Source organism: Streptomyces roseirectus (genome assembly GCF_014489635.1).
GTDB classification, from domain to species: domain Bacteria; phylum Actinomycetota; class Actinomycetes; order Streptomycetales; family Streptomycetaceae; genus Streptomyces; species Streptomyces roseirectus.
Genome location: NZ_CP060828.1, coordinates 356,682 through 383,070 on the forward strand (window position 1 = coordinate 356,682; position 26,389 = coordinate 383,070).

General features: G+C 73.2%; 24 protein-coding genes. 4 read left to right on the forward strand and 20 right to left on the reverse strand.

Going from position 1 to position 26,389, the window contains the following annotated elements:
• Positions 1-110 precede the first annotated feature (110 nt).
• The 4 genes from IAG44_RS01315 to IAG44_RS01330 all read right to left on the reverse strand — a co-directional run bounded on the left by IAG44_RS01315 (position 111) and on the right by IAG44_RS01330 (position 4,207).
• On the reverse strand, positions 111-1,271 hold the full coding sequence (locus IAG44_RS01315; protein ID WP_187745282.1) for an indoleamine 2,3-dioxygenase: 1,161 nt from the start codon (positions 1,269-1,271) through the stop codon (positions 111-113).
• 158 nt (positions 1,272-1,429) lie between these two features.
• Positions 1,430-2,293 carry a universal stress protein gene (locus IAG44_RS01320; protein ID WP_187745283.1) on the reverse strand — a complete coding sequence of 288 codons (864 nt, stop codon included), beginning with the start codon at positions 2,291-2,293 and terminating at the stop codon, positions 1,430-1,432.
• A gap of 5 nt (positions 2,294-2,298) precedes the next feature.
• Complete coding sequence (locus IAG44_RS01325) at positions 2,299-3,321, reverse strand: zinc-dependent alcohol dehydrogenase (protein WP_187745284.1); 1,023 nt, start codon at positions 3,319-3,321, stop codon at positions 2,299-2,301.
• Positions 3,322-3,343: 22 nt separating this feature from the next.
• Positions 3,344-4,207 (reverse strand): universal stress protein, encoded by an 864-nt coding sequence (locus tag IAG44_RS01330; protein ID WP_187745285.1) that lies wholly within the window; start codon positions 4,205-4,207, stop codon positions 3,344-3,346.
• 249 nt (positions 4,208-4,456) lie between these two features.
• Here IAG44_RS01330 and IAG44_RS01335 point away from each other — a divergent pair, with 249 nt between their 5' ends.
• Positions 4,457-6,151 carry a SulP family inorganic anion transporter gene (locus tag IAG44_RS01335; RefSeq protein WP_187745286.1) on the forward strand — a complete coding sequence of 565 codons (1,695 nt, stop codon included), beginning with the start codon at positions 4,457-4,459 and terminating at the stop codon, positions 6,149-6,151.
• On the opposite strand, the gene pflA is transcribed toward IAG44_RS01335, so the two are convergent.
• Together pflA and pflB are read right to left on the reverse strand one after the other, a co-directional pair.
• A complete protein-coding gene (gene pflA, locus IAG44_RS01340; RefSeq protein WP_187745287.1) occupies positions 6,145-6,876 on the reverse strand; it encodes a pyruvate formate-lyase-activating protein in 732 nt (243 codons plus the stop codon). The genes IAG44_RS01335 and pflA overlap by 7 nt on opposite strands.
• Positions 6,873-9,125 (reverse strand): formate C-acetyltransferase, encoded by a 2,253-nt coding sequence (gene pflB, locus IAG44_RS01345; protein ID WP_187745288.1) that lies wholly within the window; start codon positions 9,123-9,125, stop codon positions 6,873-6,875. The genes pflA and pflB overlap by 4 nt, the downstream gene beginning before the upstream one ends.
• A 208-nt stretch (positions 9,126-9,333) precedes the next feature.
• On the opposite strand from pflB, the gene IAG44_RS01350 reads away from it, so the two are divergent.
• From IAG44_RS01350 to IAG44_RS01360, 3 genes are all read left to right on the forward strand, one after another.
• Positions 9,334-10,515 carry an NAD(P)/FAD-dependent oxidoreductase gene (locus tag IAG44_RS01350; RefSeq protein ID WP_187745289.1) on the forward strand — a complete coding sequence of 394 codons (1,182 nt, stop codon included), beginning with the start codon at positions 9,334-9,336 and terminating at the stop codon, positions 10,513-10,515.
• Between the two features lie 30 nt (positions 10,516-10,545).
• A complete protein-coding gene (locus IAG44_RS01355; RefSeq protein ID WP_187752442.1) occupies positions 10,546-11,472 on the forward strand; it encodes a sigma-70 family RNA polymerase sigma factor in 927 nt (308 codons plus the stop codon).
• 314 nt (positions 11,473-11,786) lie between these two features.
• Positions 11,787-11,942, forward strand: a complete 156-nt coding sequence (locus IAG44_RS01360) for a hypothetical protein (RefSeq protein ID WP_187753136.1) — start codon at positions 11,787-11,789, stop codon at positions 11,940-11,942.
• A gap of 30 nt (positions 11,943-11,972) precedes the next feature.
• Here the strand turns inward: IAG44_RS01360 and IAG44_RS01365 are convergent, their stop codons facing one another.
• The 14 genes from IAG44_RS01365 to IAG44_RS01430 form a co-directional block, all read right to left on the reverse strand.
• On the reverse strand, positions 11,973-13,067 hold the full coding sequence (locus tag IAG44_RS01365; RefSeq protein ID WP_187745290.1) for an SPFH domain-containing protein: 1,095 nt from the start codon (positions 13,065-13,067) through the stop codon (positions 11,973-11,975).
• 30 nt (positions 13,068-13,097) lie between these two features.
• Positions 13,098-13,535, reverse strand: coding sequence for an NfeD family protein (locus IAG44_RS01370; protein WP_187745291.1), 438 nt, complete (start codon positions 13,533-13,535; stop codon positions 13,098-13,100).
• Positions 13,536-13,657: 122 nt separating this feature from the next.
• Complete coding sequence (locus IAG44_RS01375; RefSeq protein WP_187745292.1) at positions 13,658-14,380, reverse strand: potassium channel family protein; 723 nt, start codon at positions 14,378-14,380, stop codon at positions 13,658-13,660.
• A complete protein-coding gene (locus IAG44_RS01380) occupies positions 14,373-15,746 on the reverse strand; it encodes a TrkH family potassium uptake protein (RefSeq protein ID WP_187745293.1) in 1,374 nt (457 codons plus the stop codon). The genes IAG44_RS01375 and IAG44_RS01380 overlap by 8 nt, the downstream gene beginning before the upstream one ends.
• A 146-nt stretch (positions 15,747-15,892) precedes the next feature.
• Positions 15,893-17,209, reverse strand: coding sequence for a Na+/H+ antiporter NhaA (nhaA, locus tag IAG44_RS01385; RefSeq protein WP_187745294.1), 1,317 nt, complete (start codon positions 17,207-17,209; stop codon positions 15,893-15,895).
• 320 nt (positions 17,210-17,529) lie between these two features.
• Entirely contained in the window at positions 17,530-18,963 is a 1,434-nt protein-coding gene (locus IAG44_RS01390) for a flotillin family protein (protein WP_187745295.1), read from the reverse strand.
• A gap of 115 nt (positions 18,964-19,078) precedes the next feature.
• Positions 19,079-19,564 carry a hypothetical protein gene (locus IAG44_RS01395; protein ID WP_187745296.1) on the reverse strand — a complete coding sequence of 162 codons (486 nt, stop codon included), beginning with the start codon at positions 19,562-19,564 and terminating at the stop codon, positions 19,079-19,081.
• Between the two features lie 226 nt (positions 19,565-19,790).
• Positions 19,791-20,825: a hydrogenase expression/formation protein HypE gene (hypE, locus tag IAG44_RS01400; RefSeq protein WP_187745297.1), complete on the reverse strand. Its 1,035-nt coding sequence runs from the start codon at positions 20,823-20,825 to the stop codon at positions 19,791-19,793.
• Positions 20,822-21,919, reverse strand: a complete 1,098-nt coding sequence (gene hypD / locus IAG44_RS01405; protein WP_187745298.1) for a hydrogenase formation protein HypD — start codon at positions 21,917-21,919, stop codon at positions 20,822-20,824. Before hypD ends, hypE begins: the two co-directional genes overlap by 4 nt.
• A complete protein-coding gene (locus tag IAG44_RS01410) occupies positions 21,916-23,283 on the reverse strand; it encodes a Ni/Fe hydrogenase subunit alpha (RefSeq protein ID WP_187745299.1) in 1,368 nt (455 codons plus the stop codon). Before IAG44_RS01410 ends, hypD begins: the two co-directional genes overlap by 4 nt.
• Entirely contained in the window at positions 23,280-24,044 is a 765-nt protein-coding gene (locus IAG44_RS01415) for an NADH-quinone oxidoreductase subunit B family protein (protein WP_187745300.1), read from the reverse strand. The genes IAG44_RS01410 and IAG44_RS01415 overlap by 4 nt, the downstream gene beginning before the upstream one ends.
• A gap of 1 nt (position 24,045) precedes the next feature.
• Entirely contained in the window at positions 24,046-24,852 is an 807-nt protein-coding gene (locus IAG44_RS01420) for an FAD/NAD(P)-binding protein (RefSeq protein WP_187752443.1), read from the reverse strand.
• A 47-nt stretch (positions 24,853-24,899) separates the two neighbouring features.
• Positions 24,900-26,039, reverse strand: coding sequence for a 4Fe-4S dicluster domain-containing protein (locus IAG44_RS01425; RefSeq protein ID WP_187745301.1), 1,140 nt, complete (start codon positions 26,037-26,039; stop codon positions 24,900-24,902).
• Positions 26,036-26,389, reverse strand: a complete 354-nt coding sequence (locus tag IAG44_RS01430) for a HypC/HybG/HupF family hydrogenase formation chaperone (RefSeq protein WP_187745302.1) — start codon at positions 26,387-26,389, stop codon at positions 26,036-26,038. Before IAG44_RS01430 ends, IAG44_RS01425 begins: the two co-directional genes overlap by 4 nt.

The following is a 26,389-nucleotide window of genomic DNA, read 5'->3' on the forward strand; positions in this document are numbered from 1 at the left end:
GGCGGAGGCGGCGCGCGTGGGGCCGGAGACGGTCGTGAACGGGCGCGGCGAGTTCCACGGGAGAGTCGGCCGAGGGGGTCAGCGGCAGCGGACCGCGGTCACCCGTGCTGTCACGGCAGCAGCCGGTCGGTGGTCTCCTCGCGGGACTTCTTCAGGAAGGCGACGAAGTCGCTGCCGCCGGTTCCCCTGGCGGTCTCCTGGTCGCGCTGGAACCGGGTGATGTAGCGGCCGGTGATGCCGATGTGCTGGGCCCGGAGGCGGGCGAGGGCGTCGACCGCCGCGTTGTACGCGTCGCCGAGCGAAGGGTGGGTGGCGCGGTGGTCCTCGACGTAGGCGCGGACCGACGGGCCGGCCTCCAGGTCCTCCAGGAAGCGGCGGTGCGGCGCGGGCATGTAGGCGCGCATGCCGGTCAGGAATCCCGCCGTCGCCTGGTGCGGGTGCGGGATGTCGAGTCCGGCGTCGAACGCCTGGATGAGGGAGCTCTGCGCGGCGCTCCCGCCGGCCAGCACCAGCGGTTCCCGGTCCACGCCCTCGAAGCGCAGCCCCGGCGCGGACCAGCCGGTGAGGAAGGGCCGGACGCGGTGGTAGAAGACGTGGTGGTCGCACCAGCGCTCGACGTCGAGGAACGCGCCGGTCACCTGGTCGACGACCGCGCGGACGCCGAGCAGCGCCTCGGTGAGCGCGGCCGGGTCCTCGTCCGCCGCCGCGTGCTGGGCCCGCACGAGGAGGGGCAGCCCGGGGGCGCCGGCGAGTTCGACGCCCACCGTGGCCAGGTAGAACCACTTCTCGTCGACGCCGCCGAGGAACGTCACCTGGGTGTCGATGTTCGACATGCTGAGCGGTTCGTCCGCGTCGATGCGCCGCCAGTTGTTCAGGACGACGGAGGCGTGGGAGATGATCGGCGCCCGGTCCAGGGTTTCGGCGAGCGTGTGGAGCGGTCGCGCCACCGGTGCCGGGAGCGTGTCCGCGGGGGTGTCGGTGGCCCACACGTAGGCGTTCGCGAGCGAGCACAGCAGCAGCATGGCCCGCTCCCGCTCCCCGCCGGCGCGCAGCCGGTCCGGCGCGAGGAGGGGCAGCGACTCGACCGCCGTGCGCATCCGGCCCGTCATGATCAGGGCCGCGATGTTCCGCCCCAGCCGCTCCCACGGCGCGTAGTACGCCGGCAGCTCGTCCACCGGGTCCTCGGCGGGCACGAACCCGTGCACGGCGTCGATGGCGTACTCGCCCAGCGCGGCCACCCGGGGCCGGATGCGCGTCGTCTCAGGGATCACTGCGGTTCCTCCTCGTGCTTGTCCACGAGGTTGCCCGTCCCGCGGGGCGGGGCATATGGGCGGCGGCACGAACTCGGCGCCCTCTGATTGGGCTCCGGCACCATGACGCCGCGACGGCCCCGCCCCTCAGGGCGCTCTGCGCGCCCCGCGTCCGCGGCTCATGCCGGTTCCGGCACCACCGCGACGGCGCAGGCGGCGTGGTGGAGCGCGGTGTGGGCGACGCGTCCGAGCTGGAGGCCGAGGTGTCCCGGGTGGCGGTGGGCGCCGACGACCAGCAGGTCGGCGCCGTGCGAGGCGGTCAGCAGGACCGTGCGCGCGGGGCCTTCGGCGGTGTGCCGGGTGAGGGTCAGGTCCTCGGGCATGTCCTTCAGCGACTGGTCCAGCACCTCGGACGCGTGCTGCTCGTGCAGCCGCGCGGGTTCCCCGGCGAGCAGCGGGTGGTCGGTCGACTCGCGGGCCGGGCAGCGCCAGGCGCGCACGGCGTCCAGGGTGGCGTGGCGCAGCCGCGCTTCCCTGACGGCGAAGTCGAGGGCCGCCGAGTCGGGGCCCCGGTCGCCGATGCCGACGACGACCCGGCCCGGCCCGTCGGACACGGCCCGCTCGCCGCGCACCACGATCACCGGGCAGCCGGCGCGGGCGGCGACGGTCAGGCTGACCGAGCCGAGCAGCAGTTCCGCCAGTCCGCCGCGCCCCCGGGTGCCGAGCACCAGCAGGGCCGCCTCACGGCCTTCGCGGACGAGCGCGTGCTCGGGTTCCTCGGGCAGGACGTCGACGGAGATCTCGACGCCGGGCCGGCGCAGCGCCGCGCGCCGCTCGGCCGTGCGCAGGACGTCCTCGGCCGTGACCGTCCCGCCGGGGCCGGCGTGATCGCGGGCGAGGGCGGAGCCCTCGTAGCGCTCCCAGAGGCAGGCGTGGACCAGGCGCAGCGGGGCGCCGCGCAGGGCCGCTTCGTCGGCCGCCAGGTCGACGGCCCGCAGGGCGGGCTCGGAGCCGTCCACGCCGACGACGACCGGGGGTGCCATCGCCCTCACCTCCCCGCGCCCAGGTCGAACACGATCCGGGCCCTGACCTCGCCGCGCAGCACCTCGCCGATGGCGTCGTTGACGGCGTCGAGGGGGCGGGTCTCGTAGATGACCTCGGTGCGGCCGTCCGCGTGCAGCCGGAAGACCTCGGCGAGGTCCTGGCGGGTGCCGACGATGGAGCCGATCACGCTCGTGCCGTTCAGGACGGTGTCGAAGACCGGCAGCCGGACCGTGCCGTGCGCGGGCAGGGCGACCATGACGAGCTTTCCGCCGCGCCGCAGTCCGGCGTTCACGGCCTCGAAGGCCGCGTCGTCCACCGCGAGGGCGATCGCCGCGTGGGCGCCGCCGTGCTGTTTCAGCGTCTTGCCGACGTCCTGTTTGCGGGCGTCGATGACGAGGTCGGCGCCGAGGCGGGCGGCGAGGTCGAGCTTGTCGTCGGTGACGTCGATCGCGGCGACGGTGGCTCCGGCGATCTTGGCGTACTGCACGGCGAGGTGGCCGAGCCCGCCGATGCCGGACACCGCGACGAGCTGGGCGGGCCGTACTCCGGCGACCTTGAGGGCCTTGTACGTGGTGACGCCGGCGCAGGTCAGCGGGGCGGCGTCGAACGGGGAGACGCCCGTGGGGACGGGCTGGGCGAAGTCGGCGTGGGCGAGCATCTTCTCGGCGTGGCCGCCGTCGCAGCCGTACCCGGTGTTGACCTGCTGCTCGCACAGCGTCTCCCAGCCGGACAGGCAGTGCTCGCACCGTCCGCAGGCGTGCCCCAGCCAGGGCACGGCGACCCGCTGTCCGACGGCGAGCGAGGTGACGCCCTCGCCCAGCGCCTCGACCAGGCCGACGCCCTCGTGCCCGGGGACGAACGGCGGGGCCGGCTTGACGGGCCAGTCGCCGTGCGCGGCGTGGATGTCGGTGTGGCACAGCCCGGACGCCTCGACCCGCACGCGGACCTGGCCGGGGCCGGGCTGCGGGTCGGGGCGTTCCTCGATGACCAGGGGCTCGCCGAAGGCTCGTACGACCGCTGCCTTCATGGGGGTTCCTCTTCTCGGGGTGTCAGTCGTGGGGGACGACGGCGACGGGGGCGGGGCAGTGGTGGAGGGCCGCGTGGGTGACGTGGCCGATGTGGGTGCCGAGGGGGTTGTGGCGGGTGCGGCGTCCGACGACGAGCAGGGACGCGTCGCGGGCGGCGGCCACGACCTGGACGGCGGGGTTGCCGTAGCGGACCTGGTCGGCGACCCGGACGCCGGGGAAGTCGTGCCGCCAGGGCCGCAGGATCTCGGCCAGCTTCTCGGAGTCGGCGCGCAGGAGGGTTTCGTGCAGCTGCGGGTCGGCGGGGGTGCCGTAGGCGACGTACGGGGGCGGGTTCCAGGCGTGCATGACGCGCAGGGCGCCGCCTCGGCGGGCGGCGGCCTCGAAGGCGAAGTCGATGAGGGAGCGGTCGGGGCGGTCGGTGTCCAGGCCCAGGACGACGGGGCCGGTGGCGGGCGGCGTGTCCTTCACGGCCTTGACGGACACCACGGGCCGCTCGGCGTGGGCGATGACGGACAGGCCGACGGAGCCGGCCAGGAAGCCGCCGAGTCCGCCGAGCCCGCGTGAGCCGAGGACGAGCAGTTCGGCGTCGCTCGCGGCCTTGATCAGGGCGTCGGCGGGGTTGCCGGTGACCTGCTCGGTGCTCACCTCGATGCCGGGGTGGCGTTCGCGGACGGTCCGCGCGGCGTCCCGGGGGATGCGGTCGGTCCAGTGCTGGTGGGTCTCGGGGCCGAGCAGGGGGGCCTGCGCCATCGGCGCGGGGACCGGTTCCCAGACCTGGACGAGCTTCAGCGGCAGACCGAGCAACCCTGCCTCACCGGCGGCCCATTCGGCGGCGGCGAGGCTTTCGGGGGAACCGTCGAGACCGACGATGACGCTACGGGACATGACGTCCGCCTCCTTGTGGGCGCGGTGGGCCGGGAGAGGGCGCCCACCGCGCGGTCCGGTGTCCGGCGCGGCCGTCCTGTGCGGACGGGCGTTGCCTGCGCCTCTCACTCTTCTCGTCCTGCTCGGGGTGCGCCGGATGCCGAACGTCCGCGGGCGGGGGCCTAACGGCCCTGTCCGCCGGGGCCGTTCGGCGCGCGCGTGCGGCCGTACCGAGGCGGATCATGAGCAGCGTCCGGCGGAAGGCGGGCGATGCTCCAGGACACGCGCGTCCCCCGATGGCTCCGGCCGGCGCCCGGTCTCGTCACTCTGCGGGGCTACCGGCGCGCGTGGCTCGGCGGGGACCTGCTCGCCGGGGTGACGGTGGCCGCGGATCTCGTGCCGCAGGTCATGGCGTACGCGGGGGTGGCGGGGCCGGCGCCGGTCGCGGGGCTGTGGGGGATCCTGCCGGCGCTCGCGCTGTCCGCCGTGTTCGGCACCTCGCGGCTGCTGTCGGTGGGGCCCGAGTCGACGACCGCGCTGATGACGGCCACCGTGGTGGCGCCGCTCGCGGCCGGTGACCCGGCGCGGTACGCGTCGCCGGCGGCGGCTCTCGCGGTGACGGTCGGGCCGCTGTGCCTGGCCGCGCGGGCGGTCCGGCTGGGTTTCCTCGCGGACCTGCTGTCGCGCCCGGTCCTGGTCGGCTGTCTGACCGGCGTCGCGCTGATCATGATCGTGGACCAGTTGCCGAAGCTGACCGGGGTGCGCGCCTCCGGCACGGAGTTCTTCCCTCAGCTGTGGTCCTTCGTGCGCCGGGTGGCGGACGTCCACCCGGCCACCGCCGTCCTGTCCGCCGTCGCGCTGGCGTTCCTGTTCCTGGCGGCCCGCGGCGCGCGGCCGGTGCCGGGGCCCTTGTTGACGGTCGCGCTGGCCACGGCCGCCGTGGCGCTCTTCGGTCTGGACGAGCGGTACGGCCTGGCGGTGATCGGTGAGGTTCCGTCCGGTCTGCCGGCCCCGGCCGTCCCCGCGCTGGGCGAGCTGCCGCACCTGGTGCTGCCCGCGCTAGGTGTGCTGCTGGTCGCCTACACGGACTTCGTGCTCACCGCGCGGGCGTTCAGCGACGGGCCCGGCATCGATGCCGACCAGGAGTTCCTGGCGCTGGGCGCGGTCAACCTCGGCGCGGGCGCGCTGCACGGGTTCCCGGTGTCCAGCAGCGCGAGCCGTACCGCGCTCGCATCCTCGGCGGGCGCCCGCAGCCAGGCGTACTCGCTGGTCGCGGGGGTGGTGGTGCTGGCCGTCCTGCTGTTCCTCGGTCCGCTGCTGACCCGGATGCCCTCGGCGGTGCTCGGGGCGCTCGTCGTGTACGCGGCGGTCCGGATGATCGACCTGGCGGGTTTCCGGCGGCTGGCCTCCTTCCGCCGCCGTGAGCTGCTCCTGGCGCTGGGGTGTCTGGCCGGGGTGCTGGTCCTGGACATCCTGTACGGGGTGCTCGTGGCCGTGGGGATGTCGGTGGCCGAGCTGCTGAGCCGGGTGGCGCGTCCGCACGACGCCGTCGAGGGGCTGGTGCCCGGGGTGGCCGGCATGCACGACGTCGACGACTATCCGCAGGCGCGCACGGTCCCCGGGCTGCTGGTGTACCGCTACGACTCGCCGCTGTTCTTCGCGAACGCGGAGGACTTCCGGCGCCGGGCGCTGGCCGCGGTGGACGAGGAGAGCGGGCCGGTGCGCTGGTTCGTCCTCAACACGGAGGCCAATGTCGAGGTGGACATCACCGCGCTGGACGCCGTCGACGAGCTGCGCCGTGAACTCGGCCGCCGGGGCGTGGTGTTCGCGCTCGCGCGGGTCAAGCAGGATCTGCTGGCCGGCCTGCGGGCGTACGGGCTGGCGGAGTCGGTCGGCGAGGAGCGGATCTTTCCGACGCTGCCGACGGCGGTGGCCGCCTACCGTGCCTGGGAGGCGGCTCAGTAGGCGGGCACGCCGTGCTCCCGGAAGCGGTCGCGGACGCGTTCGGTCAGCTCCGGGGACGGGGGCGGGGTGTCGCGCAGCGGGAAGGGGATGCCGAGGGCGTCGTACTTGTGGGCGCCGAGCTTGTGGAAGGGCAGGACGTCGACGCGGTCGACGCGGGTGAGGCCGGCGACGAAACGGGCCAGGCCCTCGACGGCGTGCGGGTCGTCGGTCCAGCCGGGGACGAGGACGTAGCGGATCCACATCGGGACGCCGAGGCGGTCCAGGCGGGTCGCGAAGGTGAGGGTGGGGGCGAGCCGGCCGCCGGTCAAGCGCCGGTACGCCGTGCCGTCGAAGGACTTGACGTCCAGCAGGACGAGGTCGGTGCGGGCGAGGAGGGTGTCGTCGGCGCGGGCGCCGAGGAAGCCGGAGGTGTCGAGGGCGGTGTGCAGTCCCAGGGCCTTGCAGCGGCGCAGGATCTCACCGGTGAAGCCGAGCTGGAGGAGGGGTTCGCCGCCGGTGAGGGTGACGCCGCCGCCGGCGGCGGTCAGGAAGGCGCGATGCTCCTCGATCCGCGCCATCACCTCGTCGGCGGTCGTCTCCCGGCCGTCCCGCAGGTGCCAGGTGTCGGGGTTGGCGCAGTACAGACAGCGCAGAGGACACCCGGAGAGGAAGAGGACGAACCGGGTCCCGGGACCGTCGACGCCGGTCGACAGGTCCCAGGAGTGGATCCGGCCGGTCGTGTTCACAGCGACCCGTGGAAGGTGCGGCTGATCACGTCGAGTTGCTGCTCGCGGGTCAGGCGGACGAAGTGGACGGCGTATCCGGAGACCCGGATGGTGAGATCCGGGTACTTCTCCGGGTGGGCCATGGCGTCCCGCAGGGTGGCCCGGTCCAGGACGTTGACGTTCATGTGGAAGCCGCCGGCCGCCGTGTAGGCGTCGAGGATGCCGACGAGGTTCCCGGCGCGTTCGGCCGGGTTGTGGCCCAGGGACTCGGGGGTGACCGTCGTGGTGAGGGAGATGCCGTCGCGGGCCTGCTCGTAGGGGAGTTTCGCCACCGAGAGCGCGGAGGCGGCGACGCCGTGCCGGTCGCGGCCGTTCATGGGGTTGGCGCCCGGCGCGAAGGGCTGTCCGGCGCGGCGGCCGTCGGGGGTGTTGCCGGTGTGTTTGCCGTAGACGACGTTCGAGGTGATCGTCAGGACGGACTGGGTGTGCTCGGCGTCCCGGTGGGTGGGGTGGCGGCGCACCTTCGCCATGAACGACTCGACCAGGCCGACGGCGATGTCGTCCGCGCGGTCGTCGTTGTTGCCGTACGCGGGGAAGTCGCCCTCGGTGCGGAAGTCGACGGCGAGGCCGGTGTCGTCGCGGAACACCTTCACGCGCGCGTGCTTGACGGCCGACAGGCTGTCCGCGGCGACCGAGAGACCGGCGATGCCGCAGGCCATGAAGCGGTGCACGGGGTGGTCGTGCAGGGCCATCTCCAGGCGTTCGTAGGCGTACTTGTCGTGCATGTGGTGGATGACGTTCAGGGTGTTCACGTACGTCCCCGCCAGCCAGTCGAGGACCTTGTCGTAGGCCGCCGCCAGTTCCTCGTACTCCAGGTACTCCCCCGTCAGCGGCGGCGCCGGGGGCGCGACCTGTTCGCCGGTCATCTCGTCGCGGCCGCCGTTGACGGCGTACAGGAGGGCCTTGGCGAGGTTGACGCGGGCGCCGAAGAACTGCATCTGCCGGCCCACCGTCATGGCGGAGACGCAGCAGGCGATCGCGGTGTCGTCGCCGGTGTGCGGGCGGGTGAGTTCGTCGGACTCGTACTGGACGGCGCTGGTGTCGAGGGAGACGCGGGCGCAGAACTCCTTGAAGGCGGCGGGCAGCCGGGGTGACCACAGGACGGTCAGGTTGGGTTCCGGGGCGGGGCCGAGGTTGTGGAGGGTCCGCAGGAAGCGGAAGGAGGTGCGGGTGACCAGGGTGCGTCCGTCGGTGCCCATGCCGCCGATCGACTCCGTCACCCAGGTCGGGTCGCCGGAGAAGAGGTCGTCGTACTCGGGGGTGCGCAGGAAGCGGACGATCCGCAGCTTGATGACGAAGTCGTCGATGAGTTCCTGGGCGCCGCTCTCGTCGAGGACGCCGTCCGTCAGGTCCCGCTGGAGGTAGACGTCGAGGAAGGTGGAGGTGCGGCCCAGGGACATCGCCGCGCCGTTCTGCTCCTTCACGGCGGCGAGGTAGCCGAGGTAGAGCCACTGCACGGCCTCGCGGGCGGTGGCGGCGGGGCGGGTGACGTCGCAGCCGTAGCTCGCGGCCATCTGGGTCAGCTCGGCCAGTGCCTTGATCTGTTCGGCGAGTTCCTCCCGGTCGCGGATGACGTCGGGGCTGGAGGGGCGGGCGTCCAGCAGGGCCCGTTCCGCCTTCTTCGCCCCGGTCAGCCGGTGCGTGCCGTACAGGGCCACGCGCCGGTAGTCGCCGATGATCCGTCCGCGTCCGTAGGCGTCCGGCAGGCCGGTGATGACGCCGGCCCGGCGCGCGGCGCGCATCTCGGGCGTGTACGCGTCGAAGACGCCGTCGTTGTGGGTCTTGCGGTAGGTCCCGAAGACCTTCGTGACGAACGGGTCGGGGGTGTAGCCGTACGCCTTCAGGGCGCTCTCGACCATGCGCAGGCCGCCGGCCGGCATGATCGCGCGCTTGAGGGGGGCGTCGGTCTGGAGGCCCACGATCAGCTCGCGGTCGCGGTCGATCCAGCCGGGCGCGTGGGAGGTGATCGTCGAGGGGGTGGCGGTGTCCACGTCCAGGACGCCGCGGGCCCGCTCCTCGGGGAACAGCGCGCTCACCTTCTCCCAGACGGCGCGGGTGCGGTCGGTGGGGCCGGTCAGGAAGGCCGCGTCGCCCTCGTAGGGGGTGTAGTTGGCCTGGATGAAGTCGCGTACGTCGATCCTCTCCCGCCAGCCTCTGCCCGCGAAGCCCCGCCAGGCCGTCCGGTTCTCGTCCGCCGTGGTCACGGTCATCGCCGTTCCTCTCCTCGTGCCCGGTGTTCCCGGCTGCTCCTCGATGCTCGCCGGTCGCGATCAGCGCGGGGAGTGCCGGACAGGGTGCGGAGGGGGGCCGTTCGGCCCCGACTGCGCATGTGACCCATGCCACATGCGGTTTCTGTCAGGGATCGGGGCGCTGTCCCGCTCAAGTCACCGGGAACAAGCGAACCGACAGGAGCGAGTCATGACACACCGCATCGTCGTCCTCGGGGCCGGCTACGCCGGGGTCCACGTGGCCGGCACCCTGGCCCGCCGGCTGTCCCCGGCGGACACCGAGATCACCGTGGTCAACGCCGAGCCCGACTTCGTCCAGCGGATGCGGCTGCACCAGCTCGCGGCGGGTCGGCGGATCAAGGCGCCGAGGCTGGCCGACGTCTTCGCGGGCACGGGGACGCGGCTGCGCCTGGCGCGGGTCACCGGCGTCGACCCCGAGCAGCGGGTCGTCGCCCTGGCCGACGGGGGCGAACTCGGCTACGACACGCTGGTCCACGCGCTCGGCAGCCACGGCGACGTCGAAGGCGTCCCCGGTGCGGCCGAGTACGCCTTCGACGTCGCCGCCCGGCCCTCGGCGCTGCGGCTGCGCGAGCGTCTGGACAGCCTGGAGCGGCGGGGCGGAGCCGGGCACGTGGTGGTCGTCGGGGACGGGCTGACCGGCATCGAGACCGCCACCGAGGTCGCCGAGTCCCGGCCCGGTCTGTCGGTGGTGCTGATCGCGCGCGGGGAGCTTGGTGCCCGGCTCTCCGCCGGGGCCCGCGGCCATCTGCGCCGGGTCTGCGACCGGTTGGGCATCGCCGTCGTGGAGCACGTTCGCGTCGAGAGCGTCGAGGCGACCCGGGTGCGGTGCGCCGACGGCACCCTCCTGCCGTCCGACGCGACCGTGTGGGCGGCCGGATTCGCGGCCGGCACCGTCGCCGCGGCCGGCGGGCTGACGGTCTCCGAGAACGGGCGGATCCTCGTCGACCGCACCATGCGGTCGGTCTCGCACCCGGACGTCTACGCCGTCGGCGACAGCGCCTACGCCCTCGGCGACAACGGCCGGCCGCTGCCGATGTCCTGCGCGTCGGCCGGTTACACCGGACGGCAGGCCGTGGCCTCGATCGTGGGGCACCTGACCGGCCGCGAGATCCCGCACACCACACTGGGGTACCTGGGCAATCACATCAGCCTCGGACGACGGGACGGGATCCTCCAGATGGTCGACGACGAAGGGCAGGCGACGCCGACGTACGTGGGCGGCCGCAAGGCGGCGCGGGTCAAGGCGGGCATCCTCTCCCTGTCGCTGTGGGCCGGCGCGCACCCGACCTTCGGCCTGCCCCGGCGCAGGCACCGCGTGGCCGTCGCCTCCGCCGTCGAGACGTTCGCGTAAGCACCTGGAGTGGTTCGTGTGAACAGCGCCATGACCGATCTCTTCGAGGCCGGCCGCACCCGGCTGGCCTCGCTGGCCTACCGGCTGCTGGGGTCCGCCGCCGACGCCGAGGACGTCGTCCAGGACGCGTTCCTGCACTGGCAGGCCGCCGACCGGGAGCGGATCGAGGTGCCGGAAGCCTGGCTGACCAGGGTCGTCACCAACCTGTGCCTCGACCGGCTGCGTTCGGCGCGGGCCCGGCGTGAGCGCGCCGTGGGTGTCTGGCTGCCCGAACCACTCCTCGCCGGTGATCCGATGCTCGGTCCCGCCGACACGTTCGAGCAGCGTGAGTCGGTCTCCCTGGCCGTGCTGACGCTCATGGAACGTCTCTCCCTCCTCGAACGGGCCGTCTACGTCCTGCGCGAGGCGTTCTCCTACCGGCACGCCGAGATCGCCGGGATCCTCGGCATCACCGAGTCGGCGAGCCAGCAGCACCTCCACCGGGCCCGCGCCCGCGTCGGCGCCGCACGTCGTGGCGCGGACGCCGTCGACCCGGCGTCCGCCCGCAGGATCGTCGAGGAGTTCTTCACCGCCGCCGCCTCGGGCCGCACCGAACGGCTGGTGGCCCTGCTCACCGACGACGCGACCGCGATCTCCGACGGCGCCGGACTGGCCGGGAAGCTGCTGCGCTTCGACTCCGCACGGCGCGTCGCCGCCGTCGCGCGGGCCGGTTTCACCTCCACCGCCGCGAAGCGGCGCCTCGTCGGCGGTCCGTCCGCCGTCCACTACGCCCTCGTCAACGGTGCCCCCGCCCTCCTCTTCGTCCCCGGCGACCGGGTCGTCGGCGCCGTGACGTTCGACCTCGCGGACGGCCGGATCACCACCATGCGCGGCATCGCCGCCCCCGCCCGCCTCGCCCGGCTCTCCGAGTTCTGGCGGCAGCACGTACCGGACACGCCGCTCGTCGCGCGGTGGTGATCCGGCGCCGGCCGCCGTCGATGCCAGGCTCCGGCGGGAGAGCGCCGCACCCGTCTTCGGCAGTCCGGCGCTCGGCGTGTCGTCGGCGTCGAGACGGTCGGGAGCCTCCAGCAGGGCTCGTGTCTCGTCCAAGGTCAAGCCGAGCGGTTTCCTGCGGTGGATCACCATCAGGCGGGCCCCGGCGAGCACCCCGCGTCCCGCAGGGGAGACGCGTGCGCGAGTCCATGGTGCCCGGCGCCGCCGTCCGTCCGCCGTGATGCTTCGCCCTCGACCAGAGCCCCGGCCTGACGCAGGGGTGTGCCCGACCACGACAGGTGACGCTTCCTTGTCCTCGTCTGCCGTCCCCCGCCGTCCTCGTCTGCCGTCCCCCGCCGCCCGGCTGCGGACCTCTGGCCGGCGAGATCACCGTCATGGCGGTCACCGTCGCGTGCGTCGTCGCCGCCCACAACCTCGCCGTCGGCGTCGTCTGACTCGGCGGACACGCCGGCCCGGGGGCGGGCTCAGTCGCGGGGCGTCTGTGCCCGGCGTGGCGTCTGGGGTGACATCGCGGCCGCCGCCTCCGCCTTGGCGTCGTTCACCGCGGCGGCGGCTTGTTGCTCGGCGCGGTCGGCGGCCGCTGCGGCGTCGAGCGAGACCGCCGGGCCCGGGTCCAGTTCGGGCACCCGGCTTTCGGGCGACGTGCCGGCCGCCTCGGCGGTGGCCGCTTCCTCAGATCGTGCGGCCGTCGGCTCGTCGCCGAACGCGCGGGTGACGGTCCGCACCGCCTCCGTCAGCTCTCCCGGGATCACCCAGAACGTGTTGTTGTCGCTGCGCGCCAGGTGCGGAAGCGTTTCGAGGTACTTGTAGGCCAGGACCTTCGGGTCGGCGTTGTTGCGGTGGACGGCCTGGAAGACGAGCTCCACCGCCTTGGCCTCGCCGTCCGCCTGAAGGATCATGGCCTGCTGCCTGCCCTGCGCCTCCAGGATGTCCTTCTGCTTCGTGCCCTCCGCCGTGAGGATCTTGGCCTGCCGCTCCCCCTCGGCGTGCAGGATCGCCGCGCGCTTGTCGCGCTCGGCCCGCATCTGCTTCTCCATCGCCTCCTTGATGGTGGCCGGTGGGTCGATGGCCTTGATCTCCACACGGTTGACCCGGATGCCCCATTTGCCGGTGGCGTCGTCGAGGACCGCGCGGAGCCGGGAGTTGATCTCCTCGCGCGAGGTCAGCGTCTCCTCCAGGTCCATGCTGCCGATGACGTTGCGCAGCGTGGTCACGGTGAGCTGGTCGATCGCCTGCAGGTAGTCGGCGACCTCGTACGCCGCCGCCCGCGGGTCCGTGATCTGGTAGTAGAGCACGGTGTCGATGTTCACCACGAGGTTGTCCTCGGTGATCACCGGCCGGGGATCGGAGGAGTAGACCTGCTCGCGCACGTCCAGTTTGGTGTTGATGCGGTCCGCCACCGGCACCACGAAGTTCAGGCCGGGTTGCAGCGTCCGGCGGTACCGGCCGAACCGCTCGATGTTGTAGCGGCGCGCCTGCGGGACGATCCGCACCGTGGAGGCCGCGAAGAAGGCGACGACGACGGCCGCCACAAGGGCCAGGACGACAAAGGGGTCCACAGTGCCTCCGTTTGCTGTGTGCTCAGCCGTTCACGGAAGGAGCTCGCGGGGGTAGACGACGGCTGTGGCGCCGTCGATCTCCATGACCTCCACCACCGCTCCGACGGGTATCACCAGGCTCTCGTCGAGGGCGCGGGCGGACCACTCCTCGCCGGAGAGCCTGATCAGGCCGCGGGTGGCGGTGACCTCCCGCACGACCTCGGCCCGCTTGCCGATCAGCGCGTCACTGCCCTCGCGTGTGAGGGGTTGCTGTGCCATGTACCGCAGTCCGATGGGGCGGACGACGACGAGACCCGCCGCCGCTGCCACCCCGAACGCGACGAACTGGCCGAGAACGCCGATGCCCACGCCCGCGACCACTGCGGCGACCAGCGCGGCGCCCGCCAGCAGCCCGAGGACCAGTGTCAGGGCGAAGAACTCCGCGACACCCAGTACCCCGGCGGCGAGCAGCCACACGAACCACGGCATCAGAGCGCCCTCCTCACAGGAGCGGGCCTTCCCCTCCAAGCTACCTGCCGTGACGCCGGGCAGAACAGTGCAGAACCGTCACGGGTGCCGTGGGCGTCACGTTCGGCGCGGCCCCGCCCAGCTCAGCTCAGTTCGGCGAAGGTCTCCACCGCGTGGGTCTTGCCGGTGACCACGATGACGTCGCCCTTCTGGACGACCGTCTCGGCCGTGGCGTAGGTGAAGTCCTCGCCGGGGCGTTTGATGCCGACCACGGTGACGCCGTACTTGGTGCGGACCCGGCTCTGGCCCAGCGGGATGCCGGTGGCGATGTCCGGGGCGAGGGTCTTCACCAGGGCGTAGTCGTCGTCGAACTCGATGAAGTCGAGCATCCGGCCGGTGACCAGGTGGGCGACGCGTTCGCCCATCTCGTGTTCGGGCAGCACGACGTGGTGGACGCCGAGGCGTTCGAGGATCTGGCCGTGCTGACGGCTGATGGCCTTGGCCCAGATGTTGGGCACCTCGGCTTCCAGCAGGTTGGAGGCGATGAGGATGCTGGCCTCGATATCGGTGCCGATGCCGACGACGGCGCTGGTGAACTCGTGGACGCCGAGCTGGTGCAGTACCTCGGGTTCGGTGCAGTCGGCGATCGCCGAGTGGGTCAGGCCGTCGCTCATCCGCTGGACGAGGCGGGCGTCGGTGTCGATGCCGAGGACGTCCCAGCCGCGCCGCATCAGCTCGTTGGCGAGGGAGGAGCCGAAGCGGCCCAGGCCGATGACCGCGACCCGCTGGTCGCCGGCGGTCTGGGCGTGCTGGTCGGCCAGGCGCTTGCCGCGGCGCCGTCGCAGGGAGTGCAGGTGATTAACCAATGACGGGTCGCTCCTCGGGAAGTTCGTAGCGGCGTTTGCGCTCACGCAGGGCCAGCGACGACACCAGGGTGACCGGGCCCAGGCGGCCGATGAACATCAGCAGGATCAGGATGAGCTGACCGGCGGCCGGGAGGTCGGCGGTGATGCCGGTGGACAGGCCGACGGTGGCGAAGGCGGAGACCACTTCGAAGAGGACCTGTTCGAAGGGCAGGGACGTGGTGCTCAGCAGGGCGAGCGTGGCGGTCATGACCAGCCCGACGCCGAGCAGCGCCACGGTCAGGGCCTGGCGCAGGACGTGTGGGGCGAGACGGCGGCCGAGCACCGAGGAGGTGGGCTCGCCCCGCACCTCGGCGATGATCGCGACGGCCAGCACCGCGAACGTGGTGACCTTGATGCCGCCGGCGGTGCCCGCGCTGCCGCCGCCGACGAACATCAGCATGCAGGTCAGCAGGAGCGTGGAGGCGTGCATCGCCCCGATGTCCAAGGAGTTGAAGCCCGCGGTCCTGGTCATCGTGGAGTGGAAGAACCCGTTCAGCAGCTTCTCGGGCCAGTCGTAGGCGCCCAGGGTGCGGGAGTTGGTCCACTCCGGCAGGCAGGTGAACACCGTGCCGACGACGAGCAGGACGACGGTGGCGGCCAGCGTCAGCTTCGTGTGCAGGGTCCAGTTGCGGCGGCCGGTGGTGCGGCGGCGGTTGCGGTGCCGCAGCAGCTCCAGCAGGACGGGGAAGCCGAGACCGCCGAGAATCACGGCGACAGCGACGGGCAGGGTGACCCACGGGTCATCGGCATAACCGGTGAGGCTGTCGGCGTGCAGGCCGAACCCGGCGTTGTTGAAGGCCGACACGGCGTGGAAGTAGCCGAGATACACGGCGTCGCCGATGGAGTTGCCGTAACCGAAGCGCAGGCGCAGGGAGAGGGCCGCGCCGGTCGCGAGTTCCACGATCAGCGTCGTGCCGGCCACCCCGAGCAACACCCGGCGTACGTCGCCGATGTCCAGGCTTTTGGTCTCCGCCTGCGCGGTGAGCTGCAGCCGCAGCCGCAGCTTCCCGGAGACCAGCAGGGCGAGCAGCGAGGCCATGGTCATGATCCCGAAGCCGCCGACCTGGATCAGCGCGAGGATCACGCCTTCGCCGAAGCCGCTCCAGTACGTGCCCGTGTCCACCACCGCCAGACCGGTCACGCACACGGCCGAGGTGGAGGTGAACAGCGCGGTCACCACACCGGTGGCCGTACCGTCCTCGGCGGCGACCGGCAACGCGAGCAGACCGGTCCCGAGCACGATGACAGCGGCGAAAGCCAGCACGACCGTACGGGCGGGGTGTGCCGCGAGCAGCGGCCGGCGCACACGCGCGGAACGTCCTGCCACCGGCTGCCTTCCTCTGTACGCCCAGTCCGTCAAGGGTTGGTATGGACTTCGTACGGAGCCCGTCAAACCCCGCGCGGCCGTCACCCTACCCTGCGGTGGCGCACCCGGACCGGCCGGCCGAGGCGCGCTCTCGCCGTCGTCCGGGTTCAGCTCGTGCCCTCGGCGCCGGCGGGGTCGGAGGCGGTGCGCTGGTAGATGTCGGGGATGCCGTCGGCGTCCTCGTCGCGGGTCTCCGCCTCCCACAGGCGGCGGTAGATCCCGTTGCGGCGTTTGATCAGCAGCGTCGCGACGCCTGTGGCGATCAGTGAGCCGAGCAGGACGGCGGCCTTGATGTACTCGACGTCGGCGGGGGTGGTGAAGGCGAGCTCACCGATCAGCAGGGCGACGGTGAAGCCGATGCCGGCCAGGACCGCCAGGGCGAACACGTCCGCCCAGGCCAGGTCCGGATTGAGGCGGGCCCGGGTGAAACGGGCCGCCAGGTAGGTGCCGGCGAAGATCCCCACCGTCTTGCCCACGACCAGGCCCAGCACCACGCCCAGCGGCTCCGGGCGGGTGAAGACCTCGCCCAGAGCCTCGGCCGACACATTCACCCCGGCGGCGAACAGCGCGAACAGCGGCACCGCCACGCCGGCCGACACCGGCCGCAGCAGATGCTCGGTCCGCTCCCCGGGTGAGGTGTCCTCGGTCTCGTCCGGTGTGGTCCGCAGGATCAGGCCCATGGCCACACCGGCGACCGTCGCGTGCACGCCACCGTTGTACATCAGCGCCCAGATCACCACGCCGAGCGGTACGTACCACCACCAGCCACGCACCCGGAGGCGCTGCAGCAGATAGAAGACGACCAGTCCGGCCACGGCTCCGGCGAGGGCGGCGGGGTTCAGGTCACTGGTGAAGAAGACGGCGATGACCAGGATCGCGCCGAGGTCGTCGACCACCGCCAGGGTCAGCAGGAAGGCACGCAGGGCGGACGGCAGATGGGTGGAGAGCACCGCGAGAACCGCGAGCGCGAAGGCGATGTCGGTGGCCATCGGCACCGCCCAGCCCTGACCGCCGCCCCCGCCGATCCCGGTGGTGGCCAGATAGACGCCGGCGGGAACCGCCATGCCGCACAGGGCCGCGACCACGGGCAGGGCCGCGGTGGCCGGGGTCCGCAGCTCGCCCACGACCAGCTCGCGCTTCAGCTCGATCCCGGCGACCAGGAAGAAGACGGCCAGGAGCCCGTCCGCCGTCCAGTGCTCCACCGAGAGGTCCAGGCCGAGCGCGGGTATGCCGAAGTGGAAGTCGCGGATCTCCTCGTAGGCGCCGCTCCACGGGGTGTTGGCCCACACCAGTGCCACCACGGCCGCTGCCAGGAGCACCAGGCCGCCGACCGTCTCCGTGCGCAGGGCGCGGGCCACCCGGGCCCGTTCCGGCCAGGGCAGCAGGCCGAGGAACACTGAACGCTCACGCCGGCCGTCGCGCATTCGGGGAGACCTCCACAGCATCGGGTTTCAGGCACACGTGTCCCTCGACGCCGACCAGACTTCCCGGCACACCCCGCGCCGCTTGACGCGTTCTTCACACCCTGTCCACGGCCCGCCGCGGATATGCGGATCAGACGCCTCCGGACCCCGCACCTCGCCGTGATCATCGTCACGGCATCGATCAGGTTTCGCCGGCCGGTCCACCAGCCCGGCCCCGATCACCGCGGTCCGGCCGCATCGCCGTCTCACGCGAGCCCGGGCGGTCGCGGGACCGCCCGGGCTTTCTCTCTCCGACGCCGACGCCGGTGTCAGCCTCAGCCTCAGCCGGTGATCTCGACCTTCCCGTTGGCCTCAGCGGGCGTCGTCGGCGCGGGCTGCGCGCCGCCGGCCTGCCCGGTGATGCCCTTCAGCAGCTCGGCGAGGTCGACTCCGGTGGTGGACCCGAGCAGTTCGAGGCCCTGGGCCACGTTGTCGGCGACCGCACGGGGCAGCCGGCCGGCACCGTCGGTGGAGATCACCGTCATCTTGTCGATCGCGCTGAGCGGCTCGGACGCCTTGGCGACCACCTGCGGCAGCACCTCCACCAGCATCTGCAGCACGGCCGCGTCGCCGTACTGGGCGAACGCGTCGGCCTTCTTCCGCATCGCCTCGGCCTCGGCGGCCCCCTTCGCACCGATGGCGGCGGCCTCCGCCTCGCCCTCGATGCGTACCGCCGCGGCGAGCGCGGCGCGCCGCGCCTTCTCGCCCTCACCCGTCAGCCTCGCCCGCTCAGCGGTTGCCTCGGCCTCCTTGACCAGCGCGACACGGCGGGCCTCCGCCTCCTGCTCGGCCTGGTAGCGGGCGGCGTCGGCGGGCTTGCGGACCTTGGTGTCCAACTCGCGGTCGGTCAGCGCCGCCTGGCGTTCGGCGACCTTCTCCTGCTCGCTGAGCACTTCCTGCCGACGGGCGGCCTCGGCCAGCGGGCCGGCGGCGGCCGCACGGGCCGCGGCCTCGTCGGTCTCGGCCTTGATCTCGGCCTGCTTCAGCGCGAAGGTCCGCTGGGCGACGGCGATCTCCTCCTCGGCCTTCAGCCGGGCCTGCTCGGCCGCCCGCCGGGCGACGGCCTCGGCGATGTCGGCCTCCTGCCGGGCGCGCGCCGCCTCCGGGCGCCCCAGGTCCTCCAGGTAGGAGCCCTCGGTGGTGATGTCCTGGATCTGGAAGGCGTCCAGCACCAGTCCCTGCCCGGACAGGCTCGCCTCCGCCTCCTCCGCGACCTGCCCGGCGAACGCGGCCCGGTCACGGATGATGTCCTCCACCGACATCCGGCCCACGATGGCCCGCAGCGCTCCGGAAAGCACCTCCTGGGTGAAGCCGACGATGCCGTCCTGCTGCATCAGGAACCGCTGCGCGGCGGCCCGGATCGAGTCCTCGGTGCCGCCCACCTTGACGATGGCGACACCCTCCAGGTGCGCCTTGACACCGCGCAGGGTGACCGCGCCCCGGACCGCGATCGGGATGTGCCGGGAGGACAGGTCGAGGGTGAACTTCTGCTGCACGAACGGCACGACGAACACCCCGCCGCCGACCACGACCTTCTGTCCGCTGTTGTCGGTGAAGACGTGGCCGGTCTCCGGGTCGGTGGCCTTCTTGCCGCGCCGGCCGGTGACGATGAACGCCTCGCTGGGGCCCGCCACCTTGTAACGGGTGACCACGACGAGGCCGAGCAGGACAAGGAGTACGAGGACTCCTGTCACGGCGATGACCACTGCACTCATGTTGTCTTTCCCCTCAGCCCTCCCAGGGGACGGCAGATCGATATGGGTTCGTCGGATGCGAGAGCGCCGGTGTATCGGCTGTTGCGGCGCTCGGTGTGCGGCACGGTGTGGTGGGTCAGCGTTCGACCGGGCGTACGGAGACCGCCGTCTGCGACAGCGTCCGCTCCTCCCAGATCTCGGCGCCTCGCGGCACCGGGGCCGGACTCCTGGCCGCGAGCTTCACCGGTTGCCCGGCCAGGCGGACCAGCACCTCGCCGTAGCCGTCGGCCGGAATGGCCGTCACCACGCAGCCCGCGGCGCCGATCAGGTCGTCGTCGCGCGGTGCGGCACCGGCCCGGTCGTTCAGCAGCGTGCGGCTGAGGCGGTACGCGAGCCAGCCCGTGACCGCCCCGGCAGGCACGCCGACCGCCGTGGCACCGACCGCGCCGAGCCCGGTGGTGCCCATGACGATCGCGCCGCAGAAGCCGAGCATGGACACGAAGCCGGCGATGACCGGGAGCGACAGCCAGCCGTCGAAGAGGCCGTCAAGAACACCGTCGAGAACGAGGGACAAGACCAGGAGTACGACTCCTGCCATGCCGAGACCCAGAAACCAGGTCATCCGCATTCACCGCCTCTCTCCCGTTGTCACCGTGCCGGTGACCGCATGCTCACACAGGGGCGAGGCCAAAACATTGCCTGGTTCCGGCAATCTTTACGCTCGCTTGATGCCGGTCTCCGCACAGCTTCCGTGAACCGCCACGGCTCGGTTGAGGACTCGCCGTCACGCGGTGCGGACGGCCGCCCTGCGGGCGGTGTCGTCCACAGTCCCCCTCCAAGAGCCCCCGTCAGCAGATGCGCGGCAGTTGCTCCCCGAGCGGCATGTCGACGATGCGGCGGGCGCCGACCAGGGTGCGCAGGGTGACCCGGCCGGCGGGCCCGTCCGGCAGGACCTCGCCGACGCGGACGGCCTGTGCGCCCTCCGGGAGGGAGCGCAGGGCGGTCAGCGCGTCCTCGGCGGCGTCGGGGGCGACGAAGGCGGTGAGGCAGCCCTCGTTGGCGACGACGAGGGGGTCGAGGCCGAGGAGGTCGCAGGCGGAGGCGACCGGCCCGGGGACGGGGACGGCCCGTTCGTCGATCTCGACGGCGACCGAGGAGGCGTGGGCGATCTCGTTCAGGGCGGCGGCCAGGCCGCCCCGGGTGGGGTCGCGCAGGGTGTGGACCGCGGGTCCCAGCGGGGCCAGGGCGGCCACCAGGCGGTGCAGGGGGCGGGTGTCGGAGGCGATGTCGCTCTCGAAGCCGAGCCCTTCGCGGGTGCTGAGGACGGTCGTGCCGTGCAGTCCGACGGGCCCGGAGAGCAGGACGGCGTCGCCGGGGCGGGCCAGGGCGGCGGAGGGGTGCAGCGCGCTGTGCCGGCGGCCGACGCCGGTGGTGGTGACGAACAGCTTGTCGGCGGCGCCCCGGCCCACGACCTTGGTGTCCCCGGTGACCACGGGGACGCCCACGTCACGGGCCGCCTTCCCCAGCGACTGCATGACGGCCCGCAGGTCGGCCAGCGGCAGCCCCTCCTCGATGACGAGGGAGACGGTCAGCGCGAGGGGCTGGGCGCCGCGCATGGCGAGGTCGTTGACGGTGCCGTGGACGGCGAGGCAGCCGATGTCCCCGCCGGGGAAGAACAGCGGGCTGACGACGAAGCCGTCCGTGCTGATCACCAGGTCGCGGTGGTCCGGCAGGAGCGCGGCGTCCTCCAGGGGACCGTGGCCGCCGCCGGTCGCGGGCAGGATCAGCCGGTCGAGGAGTTCGGCGGTGAGGCGTCCGCCGGCGCCGTGGCCGAGGAGGACGACCTCGTCCTCGTGGCGGGGCGCCGGGCACTCGATGGTCATGGCTGGCTCCTGACGCGTCCGGCCGCGTGGTAGGCGGCGCAGGTGCCCTCGGACGACACCATGGGCGCGCCGAGGGGGTGGCGGGGGGTGCAGCGGGTGCCGTAGGCGGCGCAGTCCGTGGGCAGGCGGGCGCCGGTGAGGATGGCGCCCGCGATGCAGGACGGGTCCTCGGCCGGGCTCAGGTCGCGCACGGCGAAGCGGCGGGCCGCGTCGAACCGGGTGTACTCCTCGGTGAGTTCGAGCCCGCTGGCGGGCAGGGTGCCGATGCCGCGCCAGGCCCGGTCGGTGACCTGGAAGACGGTGCGGACGGCGTCCTGGGCGGCGGTGTTGCCGGTGCGGCGCACGGCGCGCGCGTACTGGTTGGCGACCTCGTGGCGGCCGGACTCCAGCTGGGTCACGGCCATCAGGACGCCTTCCAGCAGGTCCAGCGGTTCGAAGCCGGTGACGACGATCGGCACCCGGTAGCGGGCGGCGATCGGCTCGTACGCGCGCCAGCCGGTCACCGCGCACACGTGTCCGGCGGCGAGGAACGCCTGCACCTCGCAGTCGGGGTCGTCGAGCAGCGTGGTCATCGCCGGGGGCACGAGGACGTGGCTGACCAGCATCGAGAAGTTCGTGAGGCCGAGGCGGGCGGCGTGCAGGACGGCCGTCGCGTTGGCCGGGGCGGTCGTCTCGAAGCCGACGGCGAGGAACACCACCTCGCGGTCGGGGTGGCGGGCGGCGAGGCGGACGGCGTCCATGGGGGCGTAGACGACCCGGACGTCGGCGCCGCGGGCCCGCAGGGACAGCAGGTCGGTGCCGGTGCCGGGGACGCGCAGCATGTCGCCGAAGCTGGTGAGGGTCACGCCGGGGCGGGCCGCGATCGCCATGGCCCGGTCCAGGGTCTCCAGCGGGGTGACGCAGACCGGGCAGCCGGGGCCGTGGATCATCCGCATGCCGGCGGGCAGGAGTTCGTCGATGCCCTGGCGGACCAGGGTGTGGGTCTGGCCGCCGCACACCTCCATGATCCGCCAGGGGCGGGTGGCGGTGGCCCGCAGCTCGTCCAGCAGGTGCCGGGCGAGGGCGGGGTCGCGGTACTCGTCGAGGTACTTCATCCGTGTCCCCCAAGGGGCGGGGCGCCGTCCGTCGAGGTGCGCACGATCCTCAGGTCGAGGAAGTGGGTGGAGCAGGAGATGCAGGGGTCGTGGTTGCGGATCGCCCGCTCGCACAGGTCCGTCAGCTCCTCGTCGCCGGGGTCGTGTTCGCTGACGGCGCGCTGGGCGACGCGGCGCAGGTCGGCCTCGATCGCGCCCTGGTTCTGCGCGGTGGGCGGGATCATGCGGGCGTCGGTGACGATGCCGCGGGCGTCGAGTGCGTAGCGGTGGTAGAGGAGGCCGCGCGGGGCCTCGGTGGCGCCGTGCCCGGTGCCCGCGACGGGCGGGACCTCGGTGGCGGGGTGGGCGGGAGGCTCGTACGCGGTGATGATCCGCAGGGCCTCCTCCAGGGCGTACACGACCTCCACGGCCCGGACCAGGATGGAGCGGTAGGGGTTGCGGCACACCGCGCCCTCCCGGGGGTCGCCGAGGCCCGCCGCGACGGCCGCCTGCCGGGCCAGGGGTGACAGGAGGTGCCCGCTGACGGCGAACCTGGCGAGGCTGCCGGTGAGGTGGGTACGTCCGTCGAGGCGGGAGTGCAGGGCGGTCGAGTGCGGCACGTGGGTCTCGCGGACGCGCTGGGTGAAGTCGCGCAGCGGGAAGGAGCCGGTGGTGCCGTCGGCGCGCAGGACGGTCGGGGTGCCGGTCTCGATGGCGTAGGTGCCGGAGGCGGCCAGGGCGAGGAGGTCGGCGTCGGTGCGGGCGTCGGGGAAGTCGAAGCCCGCCACCCAGCGGACGATGTCCAGGGCATCGTCGAGAGCGCGTTTCAGCTCGGGTTCCAGTGCGCGGAGTTCGCCGGGGGCCGGGGCGCGGTGGAAACCGCCGAGGCGGACGTTGACGGGGTGGATCGCGCGTCCGCCGAGCAGTTCCATGAGGGAGTTGCCCGCCTTCTTCACCCTGAGGCCGCGCTCGACCTCGGTCCGGTGGGTGCGGGCGAGGTCGACGGCGCCCGCCCGGCCGAGGAAGTCGGGGGCGTGCAGCAGGTGGATGTGCAGGGTCTGGCTCTCGATCCACTCGCCGCAGTACAGCAGTCTGCGCAGGGCGCTGATCCGCGGGTCGACGCGCACCCCGCAGGCGTCCTCGACGGCCGCGCACGCGCTCATCTGGTAGGCGACCGGGCAGATCCCGCACACGCGGGCGGTGATGTCGGGAGGTTCGGTGTAGGAGCGGCCCCGCAGGAACGCCTCGAAGAAGCGGGGCGGTTCGTAGATCTCCAGGCGTGCCTCGGTGACCGTGCCGTCGTGGACGCGCAGGCTCAGCGCGCCCTCGCCCTCGACCCGGGACAGGGCGCCCACGTGCAGGACACGCGATCCTCGGTGTGTCACGGCTTCAGCTCCTTGTCGAAGGCGGCGGCGTTGAAGGTGTGCAGGAAGCGTCCGACGGCGTCCTCGTCGAGTCCGTCGCGGCGCAGCAGCGGGATCAGCGCGGGCAGGTTCACCGTCGCGGCGGGTCCGAAGCAGCCGAAGCAGCCGCGCCGGTAGGCGGGGCACAGCGCGCCGCACCCGGCGTGGGTGACGGGGCCGAGGCAGGGGGTGCCGTCGGCGACGGTGACGCAGACCGTGCCGCGCCGCTTGCACTCGAAGCAGACGCTGTGGCCGGGGATGTCGGGTTTTCGTCCGGCGAGGTACGCGGTGATCACTTCGAGGAGCTGGCGGCGGTCGATGGGGCAGCCGCGCAGTTCGAAGTCGACGGGCACGTGGGCCGAGACGGGTGTGGAGGTGGCCAGGGTGGCGACGTACTCGGGGTGGGCGTAGACGACGCGCCGGTAGTCGTCGACGTCGGCGAAGTTCCTGAGGGCCTGGACGCCGCCGGCGGTCGCGCAGGCGCCGATGGTCACGAGCCGGCGGGAGGCGGCGCGGATCGTGTGGATCCGTTCGGCGTCCTCGGGTGTGGTGATCGAGCCCTCGACGAGGGTCAGGTCGTAGGGGCCCGGTTCGACGGCGCTGCTCGCCTCCAGGAAGTGGGCGACCTTCACCTCTCCGGCGAGGGCGAGGAGTTCGTCCTCGCAGTTGAGGAGGGTGAGCTGGCAGCCGTCGCAGGAGGCCAGTTTGAAGACGGCGAGCGTGGGTGTGCGGCGTGTGGTCATGTCACAGCTCCCTCACCGACAGCAGGGGTTCGGCCCGGTCCCAGCCGACGACGGGGCCGTCGCGGCAGATCAGCAGGGGGCCGAGCTGGCAGTGGCCGCAGTGGCCGGTGGCGCAGCGCATGTTGCGCTCCAGGGAGACGCGTACGCGGTGCGGGGGCACGCCGAGGCGGGCGAGGTCGCGGGCGGTGGCGCGGATCATCGGTTCGGGGCCGCAGACGAACGCCCAGGTGCGCTCGGGGGCGAAGGGGGCCCGGTCCAGGAGCCGGGTGACGACGCCGACGTCGCCGTCCCAGTGCGCGTCGGGCCGGTCGACGGTCACCGCGGTGTACGCGGTCCGCCAGCGCGCCAGGTCGTCGCGGGCGATCAGGTCGCCCGGGGTGCGGGCTCCGACGAGGACGCTGATCCGGCCGTACCCGCCGGGGTCGGCGAGCGCTTCGAGGACCAGGGGGCGCAGCGGGGCGAGGCCGATGCCGCCGGCCACCACGAGGACGTCCCGGCCGCGCGCCCGTTCCAGTTCCCAGCCGGTGCCGTAGGGGCCGTGCACGCCGAGGACGTCTCCGACGCGGGCCGCGCACAGTCCGGCGGAGACCGCCCCGACGGCGCGGACGGTGTGGGCGAGTCCGCCGGTGGACTGGACGGAGCTGACCGAGAGGGGGATCTCGCCCCGGCCGAAAGAGTGCACCATCGCGAACTGGCCCGGCGTGAACTCCGCGAGGGCCGCGCCGACGGGTTCGAGCCGGAGCGTGACCGTGTCCGCCGTCTCGACGCGCCGGTCGGTCACCAGGTGCGGCACGGGCAGGCCGCTCATGGTGTGCCCCCGGTGTTCGGCGGGCGGCGCCCCGCTCGCGTGCCCGGTCATCGCCGTGTCTCCGTCCCGGACTCGGCGTGCAGCGCGGCGACTTCCTCGGTGAGGTCGATGCCGGCCGGGCACCAGGCGACGCACCGGCCGCAGCCGACGCAGCCGGAGCTGTCGAACTGGTCGTGCCAGGTGGACAGTTTGTGGGTGAGCCACTGCCGGTAGCGGGCCCTCGGCGAGGCCCGGACGGGCCCCTCGTGCAGGTGGGAGAAGTCCAGGTCGAAGCAGGAGTCCCAGCGCTGCCAGCGCTCGGTGTGGTCGCCGGTGAGGTCGGTGACCTCCTCGGTGGTGACGCAGAAGCAGGTGGGGCAGACCATGGTGCAGTTGCCGCAGGTCAGACAACGGTCGGCGACGTCGTCCCAGCGGTCGGCCGCCAGGCTCCCGCCCAGTAGGGTGCGCAGGTCGACCGGGGGCAGGGCGCGGCCCATGCGGTCGCGGGCGGCGTCCACGGCGCCGCGGGCACTGGCCTCGGTGACGAAGTCGGCCCTGCGGTGCGGCAGGGCGTCCAGCAGCCGGGCGCCCTCCTCGCTGCCGGCGCGCACCAGGAAGCGGTGCCCGTCGTCGTCCACGATCTCGGTCAGCGCGAGGTCGTAGCCGGGGTCGGCGGCGGGGCCGCCGCCGGTGGAGACGCAGAAGCAGGTCGCGCCGGGCTCGGTGCACTCGGCCGCGATCAGCAGGGCCCGGCGCCTGCGCCGGCCGTACCCGGTGTCCGGGTGCCGGCCGCCGGTCAGGACCCAGTCCTGGATGGCGATGGCCCGCAGGTCGCAGGGGCGTACCCCGAGGAAGGCGTACGCCGGGGCCTCGGGTTCGGCGGCGGTGAAGGTCACGTCGCCCTCGGGGGTGCGGTCGGCGCTCCACAGGCGTTCGCGGGCCGGGTGCAGCCAGGACTTCCAGGACTGCGGTCCCGCGCTGTGCGCGAAGACGGCGCGGTCCTCGCGGCGCACGAGGCGGTAGCGGCCGGCGTCGAGGTCGACGCCCCAGCCGTAGGGGAGCGCGGCGGAGGAGGTCAGTTCGGCGAGCACGATCGCGCCGTCGCGGACGGTGGGGCCGACGACCGTGCGGCCTTGTGCGACCAGGGTCGCGACGAGCACGCCGAGACCGTCCTCGTCGATCACGGCGGGGGGCGCGGTGGCGGTCATGTCGGTCCCTTCCTTTCGTCGTCCGAGTGGTTTCCCGCGTCCCAGGCCGGTACGCGGGCGGGTGTCTTCGGGAGGGGCCGACCGGCCCCGGCGGGCGGCAGGGGTTCCCCCAGTTCGCCCTCCACCGCCCCCGCCATGGCGCGCAGCACGTCGAGCGTGCGGTGCGCCTCGGCCTCGTCGACGAGGGTGATCGCGAAGCCGACGTGGACGACGACGTACGCGCCGACCTCGGCGTCGGGGACGCAGCTCAGGCACGCCTCGCGGCGGACGCCGCCGAAGTCGACGGTGGCCATGCGCAGTCCGGCGTCGTCGTGGATCTCCAGGACGCGCCCCGGGATGCCCAGGCACAC